The sequence below is a fragment of the Vibrio cyclitrophicus genome, assembly GCA_023206055.1.
GTDB classification, from domain to species: domain Bacteria; phylum Pseudomonadota; class Gammaproteobacteria; order Enterobacterales; family Vibrionaceae; genus Vibrio; species Vibrio cyclitrophicus_A.
Window position 1 is genome coordinate 3,250,349 of record CP065366.1, and the last position, 14,881, is coordinate 3,265,229.

The window sequence follows — 14,881 nt, forward strand, 5'->3', positions numbered from 1 at the left end:
AACATGTCTGAGATGCGCACCCTTGGTGAGTTCATTGTTGCAAAACAAAATGACTTTCCCCATGCAAGTGGTGATCTATCATCCCTTTTGTCATCAATTCGTCTTGCTGCAAAAATTGTTAACCGTGAAATCAACAAAGCAGGTCTTGTCGACATTACTGGCGCTGTTGGTACAGACAACGTTCAAGGTGAAGAGCAACAAAAGCTAGACCTTTACGCGAACGACAAATTTAAAGCAGCTCTAGAAGCTCGTGACCAGGTTTGTGGTGTAGCAAGTGAAGAAGAAGACGAAGCAGTTGCCTTCAATAAAGAGCTAAACAAAAATGCAAAATACGTTGTTTTGATGGATCCACTTGATGGATCTTCAAACATCGATGTGAATGTATCTGTTGGTACGATTTTCTCTATCTACCGTCGAGTATCACCGATTGGCACTCCACCAACAGAAGAAGATTTCCTACAACCTGGACACAAGCAAGTAGCCGCGGGTTACGTGATTTACGGTTCTTCAACCATGCTTGTTTACACGACAGGCGCTGGCGTAAATGGCTTCACCTACGACCCATCATTGGGTACTTTCTGTTTGTCTCATGAAAACATGATGGTCCCTGATGAAGGTAAGATTTACTCAATCAACGAAGGTAACTACTTCCGTTTCCCTACAGGTGTTAAAAAGTACATTAAGTACTGCCAAGAAGATGAGCCGAGTGACAACCGTCCTTACACCTCTCGCTACATTGGTTCTCTAGTATCTGATTTCCACCGTAACCTACTGAAAGGTGGCATCTACTTGTATCCAAGTACACAAAGTCACCCTCAAGGAAAACTGCGTCTGTTGTACGAGTGCAACCCAATTGCTTTCCTTATGGAGCAAGCGGGCGGTATCGCATCAGATGGTGTTCAACGCATCATGGATATCAAACCAACTGAGTTACACCAACGTGTGCCTTTCTTCGTTGGTTCAACAAGTATGGTACGTAAAGTAGAAGAGTTTCTTGAGCTTAACCGAGACTAGTTTTCTCGATTAATTATCAAAATAGCGTCATTAAAAAAGCCAGCATTCACATGCTGGCTTTTTGTTTGATCACTCAAAACACATAGCTATTGAGGGTTGTCCCGCTTACACCAGTTACCCGAAAGTATTTCTTTATTAGCTGTTAGATCAAGCTGATACAAATATACCCATGCTAATCCAAATATAGTCTCTATTTGCTCGCGACGATACTCCACAGGAGCATCTTCTAGCCGGTCGAGCGACTCTAAAATTTCGTCGTTAATGATATAGACCTCGCCAGCGACACTTTTATTTCCAAAAATCATCGCCGGATAGGAACCTAAATCAAAAAGGGCGTACTCCTCAGGTGTATCAAACCGCCCCAGTAAATCGCAGCCCTTCAAATAGTGGTGATTGGACTGACCTTGCCTCAACGTTCCATAAACAAAAACAAGATGCTGCATAAACCCTCCACGGGCCTTTCTATTTGTATTCCAACCAATGGATGAAATCAGAACAACTCGATTTCAAACGGCTTTACTCAAATTCAAATTGATAGAGAAGATCCACAGCGCTGTCTAAACCAGACACGGCTTCAACGTAAAGGTCCTGCATCAATCGATAGCGGACAGTAAACTCACCTAACGAGTTGAAGATACCCACGCCATACTTCACCTGTAAGCCAGGCAGGATGTAGCCACTTACTGTCACTTGAGAGTCATCTCCAGAGCCTGCGGTATCCAATTGCAAATCCTGTACACCAAATGCTTCACCGATTTCGCCAACAACTTTACCACTCTGAGCCAAACTCAAACCAATTAAGGTTGTCGTCATCGAGCCGCTCGATTCGCCATCAATATCTTGACCACGCAAAATATAAGACAGCGCGTTTGCTTGCGGCATCGCAGGGTCAGAATAAATCTCGATGGTCGGCTCTGTCGCCGGGCCAGTCACTCGAATACCTGCAGTCACATCATCCTGAGTATTATCAGGGTTACGAATCGCATTGATGGCTACATATGGCTGATCCGGTGGACCATTCATTAGAATCTTACCTTCTTCGATCAAAAGGTCTTGCCCGAATGATTGGTAAGTACCATCGACGATGTTCACTTCACCTGTAATAAATGGCCCCTGGTCTTTTTGAGCCACGTTGAGCTTACCGACCAAATCACCTTCAAGTCCGAAGGCAGACAGTTTAAAGTCATCACCAATGGAGATATTAATATTGGTCATCACATTAAATGGAATCGTATCTTCACTTTCTGGTTGAAGGTCTTTATTCAAAATAACTTGATCAGAAGACACACCAACTGCTGACGGAGGTAAATCTTCTACGACAATTCGCCCCCATGGCAATGCAATGTCACCCGTAATTTTTGCAAGCTCCGGCGTAACATCAATGGTCATATCAGGAACTACTTTAACCTTGACCATCGGTGGAATATCAACCATCAACTCATCAGCAAACACTCTCACATTCGAGTGCCATGCTTGAAGATCCTGCCAATCACCTGAACCCTCAATATCCAGGTGACCATCAGGCGTTTCCACATTAGCATCAAGCTTTGCGCTGTAACCATCAAAATCGAGAGCAATATGGCCATCTTTAACATCAACAGGTGTAACATCCCCTTTCACTTGAATGCCATCAACAGAGAACTGACCAAAGACTTGAGGATGCATCAAGGAGCCTTTTACTTTTAAATCACTCTGAAGATCGGCCTTCAACAAACTATATTCGCCAAGAATTGGCTGCAAGAAGTCTAGATGGAAGGTTGTCAGTTTAATGGCTGCATCGACCATTTTATCTTCTGCAAGAATATCCGGTAGCGACACCGTGCCAGACAGGTCACCATTGTCGGAAACATCGAATTTAAAGTCGGCGTCCAGTTGGTTGTCTTTTAATTGTGCATTCAATGCAAAGCTTTCCCAGCCCAGCGTGATTGGCTCACCAACTTGTTGAACAACCTGACCTTTCGGCATATCAACGCTTACCACAACCTCAGGATCACCTTGTTCAGACCACTTAGCATGAGCGGTCGCATTCACTAAGCCCTGCAGTTGCGTCTCTTTAGGCACAAAGGCCTTAATCTGATCGAAGTCGAATTGGTTGATGGCCAACTTAGCCTCGCCCGACTTTCCAACACGAACGTCTTCATCCAAACACACACTCGAACCAGATTGTTTCCAACAATGTGCTTGAATATCGGCAAACTGCTTATCTACATCCGCCTTTATCGAGACAGGTTGATCTAAGACCCAAGGACCTTGTTGAGTGGTTATTTTGACTCTATCTAACGACCCATCCCAAATAATAGAAGGCTTTTGAATCAACTCCCCAGAGATGGCCAAACTGGTCGACACGATGTCAGATATCACATCAAGTGTCACTGTGTGTTTCTTCTCGCCACCACTCACCGTGAGATCAATGCTTTCCACGCTTTGATCTTGGTAGGTTAAGTTCTTCGCTTTTAATACAAGGTCGGCTTGAGCCTCCGGTAATGGCAGCGGAACCACAGAGCCATTAAGCGATAACGACTCAAGTGTAGCCTCGTTATTCCAATCGACCTTATCTACATTTAAAGCAAGATCGACTTCAGGCTCTTTGGTTGGACCGCTCAGTTGGATGCTACCGATCACTCTGCCTTTCAACTCAGGAATACTTTTTGCGAGCTCAGGGAAAAAGATCTCAACGCCCATATCCCATTGCTTATCAAGCTCACCCAGCGCCTTAATCGAGTTAACACCGTGAGCCAAGCTCAAACCACTGGTTTTCAGTTTAGGTTCACCGCTCGCGCTGCGATCCGACGCTGACAACTGACCTTCGATATCCAGAGGGTATTCTCTCAAGATCCCTTCAATATCCAACTTAGGCAGCTCAATTGCCCAACCACCCGCTTCCGTCAATTCACCCGAAGTAACGATGCTTCCGCTAATGTTACCTTCGGCTTCTGGCCACTGCAGGCCCGGCTGAATGTCTTTGAGCGTCACATCGGCTTGCCAATTAACAAGACTCTTCCAGTTCGCATTAACCACACCATTGAGTTCACCACCCAAGGTATTCAGTTTCAAGCGTTCAAGTTCAATCTGTTCTGTGCTGCCTTTACCTTGCAGATCTACTGTTAAAGCCGGAATTTCCTTACCATCCGCTTCGCCTTTGAGTTGCACATTAAAACCATCTAATGAGCCATTGGCTTTGAATTTCTCAATTGCAGTTTGGTAGTCACTTTTACCTGTCAGAGGCCACTGTGCTTGGCCATCTTCTAAAAGAAGGTCAAATGGTAAAGTTGACTCTAAGGGTTGAATATCCCCAGACAGTTTTGCCTCAATCAATTCAGAGAACTGAGACTCAAAGCTTAGTTTGGCCACGCTGCCTTTTGCTTTCAGCGATAACTTCTGACCAGAGAGATCGGTTTCTTTCACCAAAGCATCTAAAGAAAGATCTAATGGGTAGCCATCTGTAAGCTCAACTTTAGCAGTAAGGTTAGCGCTTGCTTGTGGCATATCGAGTTCGAGAGTGGAAACTTCGACAATATTTTTACCCGCTAGTGCTTCGATTCCAAGGTGGTTCACCACAATCGGTGTATCTTGTTCTAAGGTGAAACGGTTGAGATCAAAACGCTCCAACACAACTTGTAAAGGAATCCAAACTTCTGGTAATTCGATCGCTGTTTTGGCGGTTGATTCTGGCTCTACTTTTTCGGTTTGCGGTTCTTCTGCCGACTCAGCAAGCTTAACCTTAAGATCATTGAATAAGGTTGGCGATACCGTCAGTTTTTCCCCCTGCATGCTCAAAGCGGTTGAGAACAAACCCCATTCAATCTCATGCCCCAGAATATTCAGTTTGATATCAGACAAAGCAATACGGTTGATCACGATTGGTAGCGGCGTTTTCACCGATGTCACTGGCGGAGTCGGTTCAGTTTCTTCTTCAGAGGCTGGAGGCAATTCAGTAAATGCGAAATCCAAACCTTGAATCGCTAAGCGGTCGACACACAACTTAGGGTCGAGTAAACATCGAGGGTTGATAGCCAATGCCAATTTTTCTACTTTGGTATCGATATGAAGGCTGTCATCTTTAAACTGAACGTTATTAAGCGTGAAACTTGGGAAAAGAGCACCTTTAGTGCTTTCCACTTTAAGTTGTGGCAATGCTTTTTCAGCGCCCCATAGCACTGTGTTCAACCCTGGGTTGGTGAACAAAACAAAACCGAGCAGGGCTATCAACAACAGCAAAATAGACGTCAATGAAATCGACGTCCATTTAATGCACTTGCCCATAACTTTGATCATAATTCTGGCCCTAAACTAAAGTGCAGTTGGAACTCATCACCTGGGTCAGCATCAAGCCCCCACGCAAAATCTAAGCTTACCGGTCCAACGGGTGATGCCCAACGGACGCCAACACCAGTGCCGCGCTTCCATTCTGGTTTATCATTGAAGGCATCACCAATATCGTAGAAGGCCGCGCCCCACCAATTTCCAACTAGGCGGTATTGGTATTCAAACGAGCTGGTTGCAATAAATTTTGCACCCGTTAATGCACCACTTTCATCTTTAGGAGATATAGACTCATAGCCATAACCACGGAGGCTATTATCACCACCCGCGAAAAACCTTAGTGAAGGAGATAATTTATCAAACTCGTCAGCGAAGTTGCCGCCGAATTGAAGCCGAGTTAAACCTCGATGATTATCGCCAATACTTCTGATCCATGCTGTTTGTCCTTGGAAACGAACCACCTTAGTTTCAGACAATATTGTGTCATCGCCCGCTTCAATCATAACGCTCTGTTTATCTCCCCACATCGGCATCGAACCGCCTCGCGTTCGAGTGCGTGAAAAAGAGATGCCCGGCAACACAAATTGCGCTAAGTCATCTTGCAAACCTTGTTCATAGTTTTCGACCAAGTATCGAATGAATACCGTGCGTTGCCAGCCGTTATCTAGACGCCAATATCTTTCTAAGGCAAGGTTTGATTCCAAACTCTTGGTATCACGATTATCCAAATTCTTCATACCGTACTTAACTTGATAATAGTCATTAAGTGCGTCATCCAATGGGATTTTATAAGTCGCGGTAATCGTCTGCTCAGGCTTAGAGATCGACAAGCTACTATTGAAACTATGGCCTCGATCGTTAACCCAAGGTTTCTTCCATTTGAGAGTGCCTTTTACACCGAGATCAGTTGATACACCAATACCGGTTTCGATTTGATTACGCGCTTGCGGTGCAAGGCTCACCTTCATCGGGATTTCGCGACCTTCGCCCAATTGGCTTAAATCTGGCTCAACAAATACCGAGGAGAACCAATCTGTATTAGACAAGTTTTGGTTGTATTCACCGACTTTGGTAATTGAGTAAGGCTCGCCATCTTCAAATGGCTTGAGAGATTGAACTTTACCATCTTCGATTTGACTGCCCGTCACTGTGGTTGTACCAAAGTGATAACGGATACCACTGTTATAATGAAGGCGGACATAAGCGCGGTTCAATTCAGGAGCGACTTCTAGCTTGCTAAGATCATACGCACCATCGAAGTAGCCTTTCGCTAATCCTAAGTTACGGAGCGACGATTTCAAAGAGTCATAATTACCGTGATTCAGAATCGAACCTTTAGACAACTTGCTCTTGGCTATCAAGGCTAAAAAATCTGGATCATCCTTGGCTTCACCAGTCAGAACGATATCTGAAGTATAAATGACAATCGGCTTTCCCCGGTCAACGGTTAAAGTCAATTCGGAGTCATCTTCAGAGTGAGAAAAAGTGATCTTAGGATGGTAGTAGCCTAACGCATTTAGGGCTTCTCTAATCATCGATTCCAAGCGTGATTGGAACCTTAGTGAAACCGAATACTCTTCTTCAGGGATCGCACTCAGATAAGCATCAACATTATCTTCAAGCGCTCCATCTAGCCCTTTAATCTCAAGGGAAACGTCAGCAAAAGCGAGCGTCGATGACAATAGAGTGCCAATCAGAACTGGTAAAGTTTTTCTTATCATGTTTAATTGGTGAAGAAGTTATCAATACGTTAATAAGTGAAAAGAAATAATACCGCTAAATAGGCATTGAGTCTGTAATAAATCCTGGAATAACACGGTCTAATTTAAAGACTTATTCAATATTGACCAACAGTTAATATGAACCCACGGTAAATATAAGCCAGCGCGGTAAACGTATGCGAAAAGGAATATAACATGCTAAACAAACAACAACTGGTTTCTGCAGCAACCGCACTACCGGGAAATGCTGACCCAATTCGAATCACTGAGCGCCATTTCCTCAATCAAACCAACCTACTCGATGCTCCTACTGGCTCTCAACAAGAAGTCCTGTTTGGCATGGGATGCTTCTGGGGAGCTGAGCGTTTGTTTTGGCAATTGGACGGCGTTATTTCAACATCCGTTGGTTACGCTGGTGGATACACAATCAATCCCACTTATGAACAAGTATGTACTGGGCAAACCGGCCATACTGAAGTCGTTCGTGTCATTTTTGATAGTGAACAAACCTCTCTAGATCGAATACTTGAGACCTTTTGGGAACGTCATGACCCAACTCAAGGGATGCGCCAAGGCAACGATTTAGGGACTCAATACCGTTCCGCCGTTTACACCTTCAGTGAAGAGCAACAGTCTATCGCTGAGCGCTCTAAACGTGAATATCAACGAGCAATGACTGAATCATTAGGCAACGAAATTACGACAGAAGTTCTGCCTGCAGGAAAATATTTTTTCGCAGAAACCTACCACCAGCAATACCTAGCTAAAAATCCGAATGGTTATTGCGGGTTGGGTGGAACGGGTGTCTGCTTCCCTCCGCAATAAAGTACAGCTCGACATACCAGAAAGAACAACACACATTAAAAAGGGCTTCCATTAGGAAGCCCTATTCATTAAAAATCTATTTAATACAGTGCAACTCGATAAAGTTTAGCTAGACTGGTAACGCAGCAATCGTGCCGTTAACTTCTTTAAAAATAGTGAGTTTTTGTTTGTCAGATACTTCAGGAAGAAGCACCTTGCCTTGGTCGAAGCGAAACTCGCCGACACCTTCAATAGCAAACTGGCCTTTGAACAGGACTTTAACGAAACGCGCCACCTGATGTGGACGGTAAGTAGAAAATTTTCTTAACATAATACAACCTCAATTCCATTTGAGTACTACAGTCACATACCTGAATAGGATCACTATTCAAAGCACATTAAATCGCTAATTCCTTTAGCAAACAGCAAGATAATCTATTGTTCATCTCGATAATGATGCATTATACCTCTTGGTGACAAGCCTGCAACTTATTTCTACATCGTACGATAAAAAAGTTAAAGAGGCATTTTTCAAATTTCATATTATACTTCCAGTGCAAACCAATAAGCGGAACAAAAATATAATGAAAAACAAAACTCTACTGGCTTTTTTAGCCGCAGCCTCTCCACTCTTCGCCAATGCTCACAACCTATCTGTAGGTGCAACCTTGCCTGCTGTCGATGTTAGCAACTATGGTGAAATCGTACTAAACGACGGAAATACCGGATATCAAGCTTGGGCAACCAACAATCTCCTAGGTAAAGTTCGTGTCGTTCAAGCTATCGCTGGCCGTAGCAGCTCTAAAGAGCTCAACGCACCATTGATGGCAGCCATTACCGCATCTAAGTTCTCAGAAGACAGTTACCAAACCACGACCATCATCAACCAAGATGATGCTATCTGGGGTACAGGTTCTTTTGTGAAATCGTCTGCCGAAAGCAGTAAAGAAGAATTTCCATGGTCTTCTATGGTGCTAGATGAAGACGGAGCCGTCGCGTCTTCATGGGCTTTAGCAGAAGAAAGCTCAGCGATTATCGTTCAAGACAAGCAAGGTAAAATATTGTTTGTTAAAGAAGGCGCTCTCAACGAATCAGAAATCACGCAAGTCATTGAATTGATTAAAGCGAGTCTTTAATCAGATATTCGCGTCTTTTTCGAGACCTGGCCAAAGGATATTGTTATATTATAACAGTATCCTTTTTTAATTCTGTGGTTATTCATCCTCATGTGGCAAAGCACACCTAACAATGTAAAACGCAAAACAGGCTTCTTGCTTGGGCTGATGCTCATGCTAAGCCTGTTAGCCGCAACACATATTGTGGATATTCACCCAGAACACCACACTTCGCATCAATGTGAGCTGTTTTCGCTCAATCAGTTCATCACAGCACACTCACTACCACAGATTCCAGAATTCCATTCGGAATTTACTGTCGCTATCACTGAGTCAGTAACTTCACTACAGCGGCTATATTTCGCTTATTTAGCTCGTTCACCTCCTGTAAATATCGCTTAATTACCACTACTTTTTAATTAACCTTTAATTCAGGAAAAAAACATGAAACCTACTATTTTAGCCGTTGTTATCGGCATGACTGTCTCTACAAATGTTCTAGCTAACGAAGAATTCCGCTCTCATGGTGCACACGTACACGGTCAAGTTGAAGTAAACATCGCGCAAGATGGGCAAGAACTGCTTGTTGAAGTGACCGCTCCCGGCGCGGATGTGGTTGGCTTTGAACATGCTCCAGAAACAGCAGAACAAAAGAAAGTGTTTGAGCAGGCTATCGCACAATTAAACAAGCCAGAAGAACTGTTTAGTTTTAACAATGCGAGTTGTACTCTGAAGTTCAAGTCAGTGGCGAACACCTTAGAAGGCGAGCATGAAGGCCATGATCATGCGGAACACGGTCATGATGACCACAAAGACCATGACCACGCTAAACACGATCATGATGACCACAAAGACCATGACCACGCTGAACACGATCATGATGACCACAAAGGCCATGACCATGCTGAACACGATCATGATGACCACAAAGACCATGACCACGCTGAACACGATCATGACGACCACAAAGACCATGACCACGCTGAACACGATCATGACGACCACAAAGACCATGACCATGCTGAGCACGATCATGATGACCACGAAGGTCATGACCATTCTGAAGGTGGCCACGGTGAATTCACGGTTGAGTACCATTACCAATGTTCAGACGTTGCTAAGCTAGACACAGTTAGCACTCAATGGTTCTCTAAGTTCAGTAATACAGAAAAAATGACTGTTAACTTGCTAACAGACACAGCTCAGGTACAAGAAGTGCTTAACGCAGAGCGTATTAGTTTCCGATTCTAATCACTCCTAGGTCGGATTAAACGTAAAATAAACAACCAGGTAAGTCATCACTTACTTGGTTGTTCAAATCGGTGTGTTCTGGGGAATTTATGTTCCAAATAGCTGTCCAGTAGATACACCGCTTTAATTATTGGAGCTAGTATGCCTTCTGACAGTTCATCACTTGTGGTCAAACTCGAAAATATCAGCTTTCGTTGGAAGCCTGAATTACCACCAACGCTAGAGATCCCCTCTCTGTACATCCAAGCCCAAGAGCACCTTTTTATTAAAGGGCCAAGTGGATGTGGAAAATCAACATTGTTAGGGCTACTGACAGGAATCAACCAAGCCGAGCAAGGAGAAGTCTCTATCCTTGATCAAGACCTTACTCAGCTTACACCTCGTCAAAGAGATAAATTCAGAGCCGACCATATCGGTTATATCTTCCAACAATTTAACCTGCTTCCTTACCTATCAGTAATCGACAACGTGACGCTTCCTTGCCAGTTTTCACAGATTCGTAAACAGCAAGTCGCTGAAAGCCAGAAAAGCTTACAAGAGACGGCTCGAGAGTTGTTACTCCGATTAAAGCTACCTCAAACCTTGATGGACAAGCCTGTTACCGAGTTGAGCATTGGTCAACAACAACGTGTAGCCGCAGCCCGTGCCCTAATCGGCCAGCCCAAAATCATCATTGCAGATGAACCAACATCTGCATTGGATCATGACAACCGAGAAGCCTTTATCGAACTGTTGTTAGAACAAGCTAACCAGGCAGGTTCTACTCTTATCTTTGTTAGCCATGATCCCACACTAGAAAAGTTGTTCACTCGAACCATAGATTTAAAAACCGTTAATCAAGCTAAGGTTGTCGTATGAAAGTAATTACTCACTTAGCCCTAAAAAGCGTACTCAACCGCAAAGCGACCGCCATCCTTACCATTCTCACGGTTGCTGTATCCGTCATTCTCTTGCTCGGCGTAGAGCGCGTGAGAACCGAAGCAAAAAGCAGTTTCGCCAATACGATTTCAGGTACTGACCTTATCGTTGGAGGCCGTTCTGGTCAGGTAAACCTTCTGCTTTACTCAGTATTCAGAATCGGTAATGCGACCAACAACATCGACTGGAAAAGCTACCAAGAATTTAGCCAGCACAACGCAGTAAAGTGGGCGATACCAATCTCATTGGGTGATTCACACAAAGGCTTCCGCGTGATGGGTACAAATCATAGTTACTTTGAAAACTATCGCTATGGAAGTAAGCAATTACTTACTTTCCAACAAGGTAAAGAATTTGAACAGCTATTTGATGTAGTGATTGGTGCCGATGTCGCGAAGAAGTTGGACTATACGATTGGTGACCAAATCATTCTTGCGCACGGTATCAGTGATGTTGCGTTTAGCCGTCACGACAATCTGCCCTTCAAGATCGTGGGAATACTGGCACCAACCGGAACACCAGTAGACAAAACCGTACACGTATCGCTAGAGGCAATCGAAGCGATTCACGTTGGCTGGGAATCAGGTGCTAACTTAGGTCACACGCCGGATGCTGAAACGCTCAAGACCTACGATTTCCAACCTAAGCAGATTACTGCGATGATGGTTGGCCTTAACTCGAAAATCCAAACATTCGCACTGCAACGAGAAATCAATAACTACCGCCAAGAACCTTTGAGCGCCATTATGCCGGGCATTGCGCTTCACGAATTGTGGGGAATGATGGCTGTAGCAGAACAAGCACTGTTAATTGTTTCAGGGTTTGTTGTTGTCGCCGGTTTATTGGGCATGCTCAGTAGCCTACTCACTAGTTTGCAAGAAAGACGTCGAGAGATGGCTATCCTGCGTGCGATGGGTGCAAGACCTCGTCATGTGTTTGGTTTACTGATAAGTGAAGCCAGTGCGCTGACCTTCCTTGGCATTACATTGGGTGTTGCGGTGTTGTTTGCGCTGATCGCAGTGGTTGCTCCTATTGTGCAACAAAGCTATGGTATCAACATATCGATATCCGCAATCACACCTCATGAGTGGAAACTACTTATGTTGGTACAAGTTGCCGGAATCATTATCGGCTTTATTCCCGCTTTCAGGGCTTACCGCCAGTCATTGTCTGATGGCATGACGATTCGAATCTAAAATAGGAACCTACGATGCAACGCAAATTCCTACTGATACTTGGGCTACTTCTGTTCCCATTTATCAGTACAGCTCACGCTGAAACCACTCAGAATGACGAATCGGTATTAACACTTGAATGGATTGATTTGATTCCAGAATCAGAGCGCGCTCAACTAGATTCATTTGGTATGCCGATGGTTGACCACAATAGTATGGACAAACCTCAACAATCGACACTTGGCGCTGTTCGCCCTGAGCTGAATGGCAGCACAGTAAAGATTCCTGGCTTTGTGATTCCATTGGAAGGTGATGAGAACATGATCACGGAGTTTCTGTTGGTGCCTTACTTTGGCGCATGTATCCACGTGCCACCGCCGCCACCGAACCAAATCATCTATGTGAAGTTCCCTAAAGGTGCACCGATCCAGCAGTTATGGGATGTGATCTATTTGGTCGGAACGCTAAAGACTGAGTCAATCAGCCATGATTTAGCGCAAACCGGTTATCTTATTGAAGGTACTGCGATAGAAGAATATGACGACATGTAGTCACTAGAAGGGTAGCTCAAGGATGAGCTGCCGTGGCTGAACGAGTGTGATCATTCAGTAACAGTTTAATAACGATAATTTTCTTCTAAATTACGCGATGTAATTAGATAAGTAAGCTAGAACGGCGACATAAGTCGCGAGTAATAACCCTATACTAAGCTGTTTCTTCAGCTTGTTATCATTGACTTGATTCATAACTCCTCCCTGAGAACTACAATAAATTTAACATTTTATTATCATCAGCAAAAGTAAAATTTTGTTGAAACCTTCAACTCTGCACGCAAAATCTAGCCACCAATAAGATAAAGAGTTACATTTTAGACAGTTAAGTCGTCTCCTAACGGTACTCTTATGTCAGAAACCAAACAGCCAGTGATCATTGAGCATGCTAGCGATACACAGCACAAGCATGAGAAAAAGCCTCATATTGCCGACAGTGCTAGCAGGATGCTGCACATCGCACAAAGCTTCGGCCTCGATTCCTTAATTAGTCATAGTGCAAAGCCAAACGATAAAGCTGAGAGTACCCTTATCGAACGGGCACTATTACGAGAGAAAAAACGTAGAGAGCTTCGCCAAAAGAACCTAGAACAAATTCTGAAATTGGCACACACTTCATGTAAAGATGAAGCGGCTGGAGATCCTGATCAGGACTGGCTATACCGTTTCTTCGATATGGCACAAGAGATCCACAATACATCGATGCAGAGGCTATGGGCTCAAGTACTGAAACGAGAAGTCACCAACCCAGGCTCGACGTCAATGAAGGCACTTCAGATCTTAAAAGACATGACACCAAAAGAAGCGCTCACCCTACAAAGAGCGGCTTCATTGGGTTGTAGCTTTGGTAGCGATAACAGCAGAAAGCTCTTACTCGGCTTTAAATCTCATGCTGGGTTATTCAGCTTTAGCAAAAGGGACACCACTAACACCATCAACCTTGGTGGGCACAACTTGCCCTACTCTAGCCTGCTCCACTTGATAGAGCTCGGGATTATTCTGGGCACAGAATTAGAATCAGGAGAGATTGATTTCGATCCAGCCCTGCACTTAAACTATCAAGGTAAGAGCATGTCACTGGCGCCTATTTCAAAAGGGGTCAAGCTGGTTTACTACCGATTCAGTCCAACCGGTAACGAGCTGTGCACCTTACTTGGCAACAAACCCAACATACAGTATTACGACCAACTGATTGCACTATTGAGCCAGAAATTCACGGTTCAGACAGAAGTGAAAAGCAGCGTGAATTACACCGTCTAGGCACTCAATGGTGCAAAGAATAAACGGTGTAAAGAGTGAAGAATATTGAGAGGAATAAAGAGAATCTAGAGGATAGGTTTCTTGTCTCGGTAAACCAAGGCTGTACTACTTATCAGTTATGAACAAATCGATAAGCAAGTGGACAGCCTTAGTCATACCAACGATCTCAATTGGCTAAAATATTACGCTTCTCTAAAGCATCAATACACAATTCGACCAATTCATCGAGTGTCTTCTCACCCGCGGGCAAATCAATCTCAGGATTCTGAGGCGCTTCGTACACTGAACTAATACCTGTAAAGTTCGGTATCTCTCCGGCACGTGCTTTCTTATACAAACCTTTAGGGTCACGCTGTTCGCAAACCTCAAGTGGCGTATTCACAAACACCTCTAGAAACTCACCTTCTGGCAATAAATCACGCACTAACTGTCTCTCCGCTTGATGTGGAGAAATAAACGCAGACAACACGATCAAACCCGCATCCGCCATCAATTTAGCAAGTTCACCAATACGACGAATATTCTCTCGACGGTCTTGCTCAGAGAAACCAAGATCGCTACATAATCCGTGACGAACATTATCGCCATCCAATAAGTAAGTATGGTAACCAAGCTGTGCTAAGCGGTTTTCTAATGCTCCAGCGACTGTCGACTTCCCAGAACCAGATAATCCCGTGAACCAGAGCACGGCTGGCTTTTGTGATTTCAGATTAGAGCGAAATGCTTTATCAATCGAGTGTTGATGCCACACAACATTCTCATCTTTTGGTTTGAGTACTGCGGTCATAATTAGTCCTTTAAATAAACAG

14 protein-coding genes are annotated in these 14,881 nt (G+C 44.1%); 9 read left to right on the forward strand and 5 right to left on the reverse strand.

Annotation, left to right across the window (positions count from 1 at the left end):
• Positions 1-3 precede the first annotated feature (3 nt).
• The gene (gene fbp, locus ITG09_14400) at positions 4-1,014 is read left to right on the forward strand and encodes a class 1 fructose-bisphosphatase (protein ID UPR51841.1); all 1,011 of its coding nucleotides are present in this window, start codon (positions 4-6) and stop codon (positions 1,012-1,014) included.
• A gap of 86 nt (positions 1,015-1,100) precedes the next feature.
• On the opposite strand, the gene ITG09_14405 is transcribed toward fbp, so the two are convergent.
• From ITG09_14405 to ITG09_14415, 3 genes are all read right to left on the reverse strand, one after another.
• On the reverse strand, positions 1,101-1,457 hold the full coding sequence (locus ITG09_14405) for a gamma-glutamylcyclotransferase (GenBank protein UPR51842.1): 357 nt from the start codon (positions 1,455-1,457) through the stop codon (positions 1,101-1,103).
• Positions 1,458-1,530: 73 nt separating this feature from the next.
• Entirely contained in the window at positions 1,531-5,289 is a 3,759-nt protein-coding gene (locus tag ITG09_14410) for a translocation/assembly module TamB (GenBank protein ID UPR51843.1), read from the reverse strand.
• On the reverse strand, positions 5,286-6,998 hold the full coding sequence (locus ITG09_14415; protein UPR51844.1) for an outer membrane protein assembly factor: 1,713 nt from the start codon (positions 6,996-6,998) through the stop codon (positions 5,286-5,288). Before ITG09_14415 ends, ITG09_14410 begins: the two co-directional genes overlap by 4 nt.
• A gap of 195 nt (positions 6,999-7,193) precedes the next feature.
• Here ITG09_14415 and msrA point away from each other — a divergent pair, with 195 nt between their 5' ends.
• On the forward strand, positions 7,194-7,823 hold the full coding sequence (gene msrA, locus ITG09_14420; GenBank protein ID UPR51845.1) for a peptide-methionine (S)-S-oxide reductase MsrA: 630 nt from the start codon (positions 7,194-7,196) through the stop codon (positions 7,821-7,823).
• Between the two features lie 109 nt (positions 7,824-7,932).
• On the opposite strand, the gene ITG09_14425 is transcribed toward msrA, so the two are convergent.
• A complete protein-coding gene (locus ITG09_14425; protein ID UPR51846.1) occupies positions 7,933-8,133 on the reverse strand; it encodes a DUF1107 family protein in 201 nt (66 codons plus the stop codon).
• 253 nt (positions 8,134-8,386) lie between these two features.
• On the opposite strand from ITG09_14425, the gene ITG09_14430 reads away from it, so the two are divergent.
• The 7 genes from ITG09_14430 to ITG09_14460 all read left to right on the forward strand — a co-directional run bounded on the left by ITG09_14430 (position 8,387) and on the right by ITG09_14460 (position 14,072).
• Positions 8,387-8,938, forward strand: a complete 552-nt coding sequence (locus ITG09_14430; GenBank protein UPR51847.1) for a YtfJ family protein — start codon at positions 8,387-8,389, stop codon at positions 8,936-8,938.
• A 90-nt stretch (positions 8,939-9,028) separates the two neighbouring features.
• Entirely contained in the window at positions 9,029-9,319 is a 291-nt protein-coding gene (locus tag ITG09_14435) for a DUF2607 family protein (GenBank protein ID UPR51848.1), read from the forward strand.
• A gap of 42 nt (positions 9,320-9,361) precedes the next feature.
• Complete coding sequence (locus ITG09_14440; protein ID UPR51849.1) at positions 9,362-10,168, forward strand: DUF2796 domain-containing protein; 807 nt, start codon at positions 9,362-9,364, stop codon at positions 10,166-10,168.
• 141 nt (positions 10,169-10,309) lie between these two features.
• Positions 10,310-11,026 carry an ABC transporter ATP-binding protein gene (locus ITG09_14445; GenBank protein UPR51850.1) on the forward strand — a complete coding sequence of 239 codons (717 nt, stop codon included), beginning with the start codon at positions 10,310-10,312 and terminating at the stop codon, positions 11,024-11,026.
• Positions 11,023-12,282 carry an FtsX-like permease family protein gene (locus ITG09_14450; protein ID UPR51851.1) on the forward strand — a complete coding sequence of 420 codons (1,260 nt, stop codon included), beginning with the start codon at positions 11,023-11,025 and terminating at the stop codon, positions 12,280-12,282. Before ITG09_14445 ends, ITG09_14450 begins: the two co-directional genes overlap by 4 nt.
• Before the next feature lie 14 nt (positions 12,283-12,296).
• Entirely contained in the window at positions 12,297-12,812 is a 516-nt protein-coding gene (locus tag ITG09_14455; protein UPR51852.1) for a DUF3299 domain-containing protein, read from the forward strand.
• A gap of 351 nt (positions 12,813-13,163) precedes the next feature.
• Positions 13,164-14,072 (forward strand): TIGR03899 family protein, encoded by a 909-nt coding sequence (locus ITG09_14460; GenBank protein ID UPR51853.1) that lies wholly within the window; start codon positions 13,164-13,166, stop codon positions 14,070-14,072.
• 166 nt (positions 14,073-14,238) lie between these two features.
• Here ITG09_14460 and cysC read toward each other — a convergent pair whose 3' ends face one another.
• The gene (gene cysC, locus ITG09_14465; GenBank protein ID UPR51854.1) at positions 14,239-14,859 is read right to left on the reverse strand and encodes an adenylyl-sulfate kinase; all 621 of its coding nucleotides are present in this window, start codon (positions 14,857-14,859) and stop codon (positions 14,239-14,241) included.
• Positions 14,860-14,881 lie beyond the last annotated feature (22 nt).

What these genes read in the sequence shown, in the direction of transcription:
- fbp (UPR51841.1), top strand. Translation starts at nt 4, where the DNA reads ATGTCTGAGATGCGCACCCTTGGTGAGTTCATTGTTGCAAAACAAAAT.
- ITG09_14405 (UPR51842.1), bottom strand. Translation starts at nt 1,457, where the DNA reads ATGCAGCATCTTGTTTTTGTTTATGGAACGTTGAGGCAAGGTCAGTCC.
- ITG09_14410 (UPR51843.1), bottom strand. Translation starts at nt 5,289, where the DNA reads ATGATCAAAGTTATGGGCAAGTGCATTAAATGGACGTCGATTTCATTG.
- ITG09_14415 (UPR51844.1), bottom strand. Translation starts at nt 6,998, where the DNA reads ATGATAAGAAAAACTTTACCAGTTCTGATTGGCACTCTATTGTCATCG.
- msrA (UPR51845.1), top strand. Translation starts at nt 7,194, where the DNA reads ATGCTAAACAAACAACAACTGGTTTCTGCAGCAACCGCACTACCGGGA.
- ITG09_14425 (UPR51846.1), bottom strand. Translation starts at nt 8,133, where the DNA reads ATGTTAAGAAAATTTTCTACTTACCGTCCACATCAGGTGGCGCGTTTC.
- ITG09_14430 (UPR51847.1), top strand. Translation starts at nt 8,387, where the DNA reads ATGAAAAACAAAACTCTACTGGCTTTTTTAGCCGCAGCCTCTCCACTC.
- ITG09_14435 (UPR51848.1), top strand. Translation starts at nt 9,029, where the DNA reads ATGTGGCAAAGCACACCTAACAATGTAAAACGCAAAACAGGCTTCTTG.
- ITG09_14440 (UPR51849.1), top strand. Translation starts at nt 9,362, where the DNA reads ATGAAACCTACTATTTTAGCCGTTGTTATCGGCATGACTGTCTCTACA.
- ITG09_14445 (UPR51850.1), top strand. Translation starts at nt 10,310, where the DNA reads ATGCCTTCTGACAGTTCATCACTTGTGGTCAAACTCGAAAATATCAGC.
- ITG09_14450 (UPR51851.1), top strand. Translation starts at nt 11,023, where the DNA reads ATGAAAGTAATTACTCACTTAGCCCTAAAAAGCGTACTCAACCGCAAA.
- ITG09_14455 (UPR51852.1), top strand. Translation starts at nt 12,297, where the DNA reads ATGCAACGCAAATTCCTACTGATACTTGGGCTACTTCTGTTCCCATTT.
- ITG09_14460 (UPR51853.1), top strand. Translation starts at nt 13,164, where the DNA reads ATGTCAGAAACCAAACAGCCAGTGATCATTGAGCATGCTAGCGATACA.
- cysC (UPR51854.1), bottom strand. Translation starts at nt 14,859, where the DNA reads ATGACCGCAGTACTCAAACCAAAAGATGAGAATGTTGTGTGGCATCAA.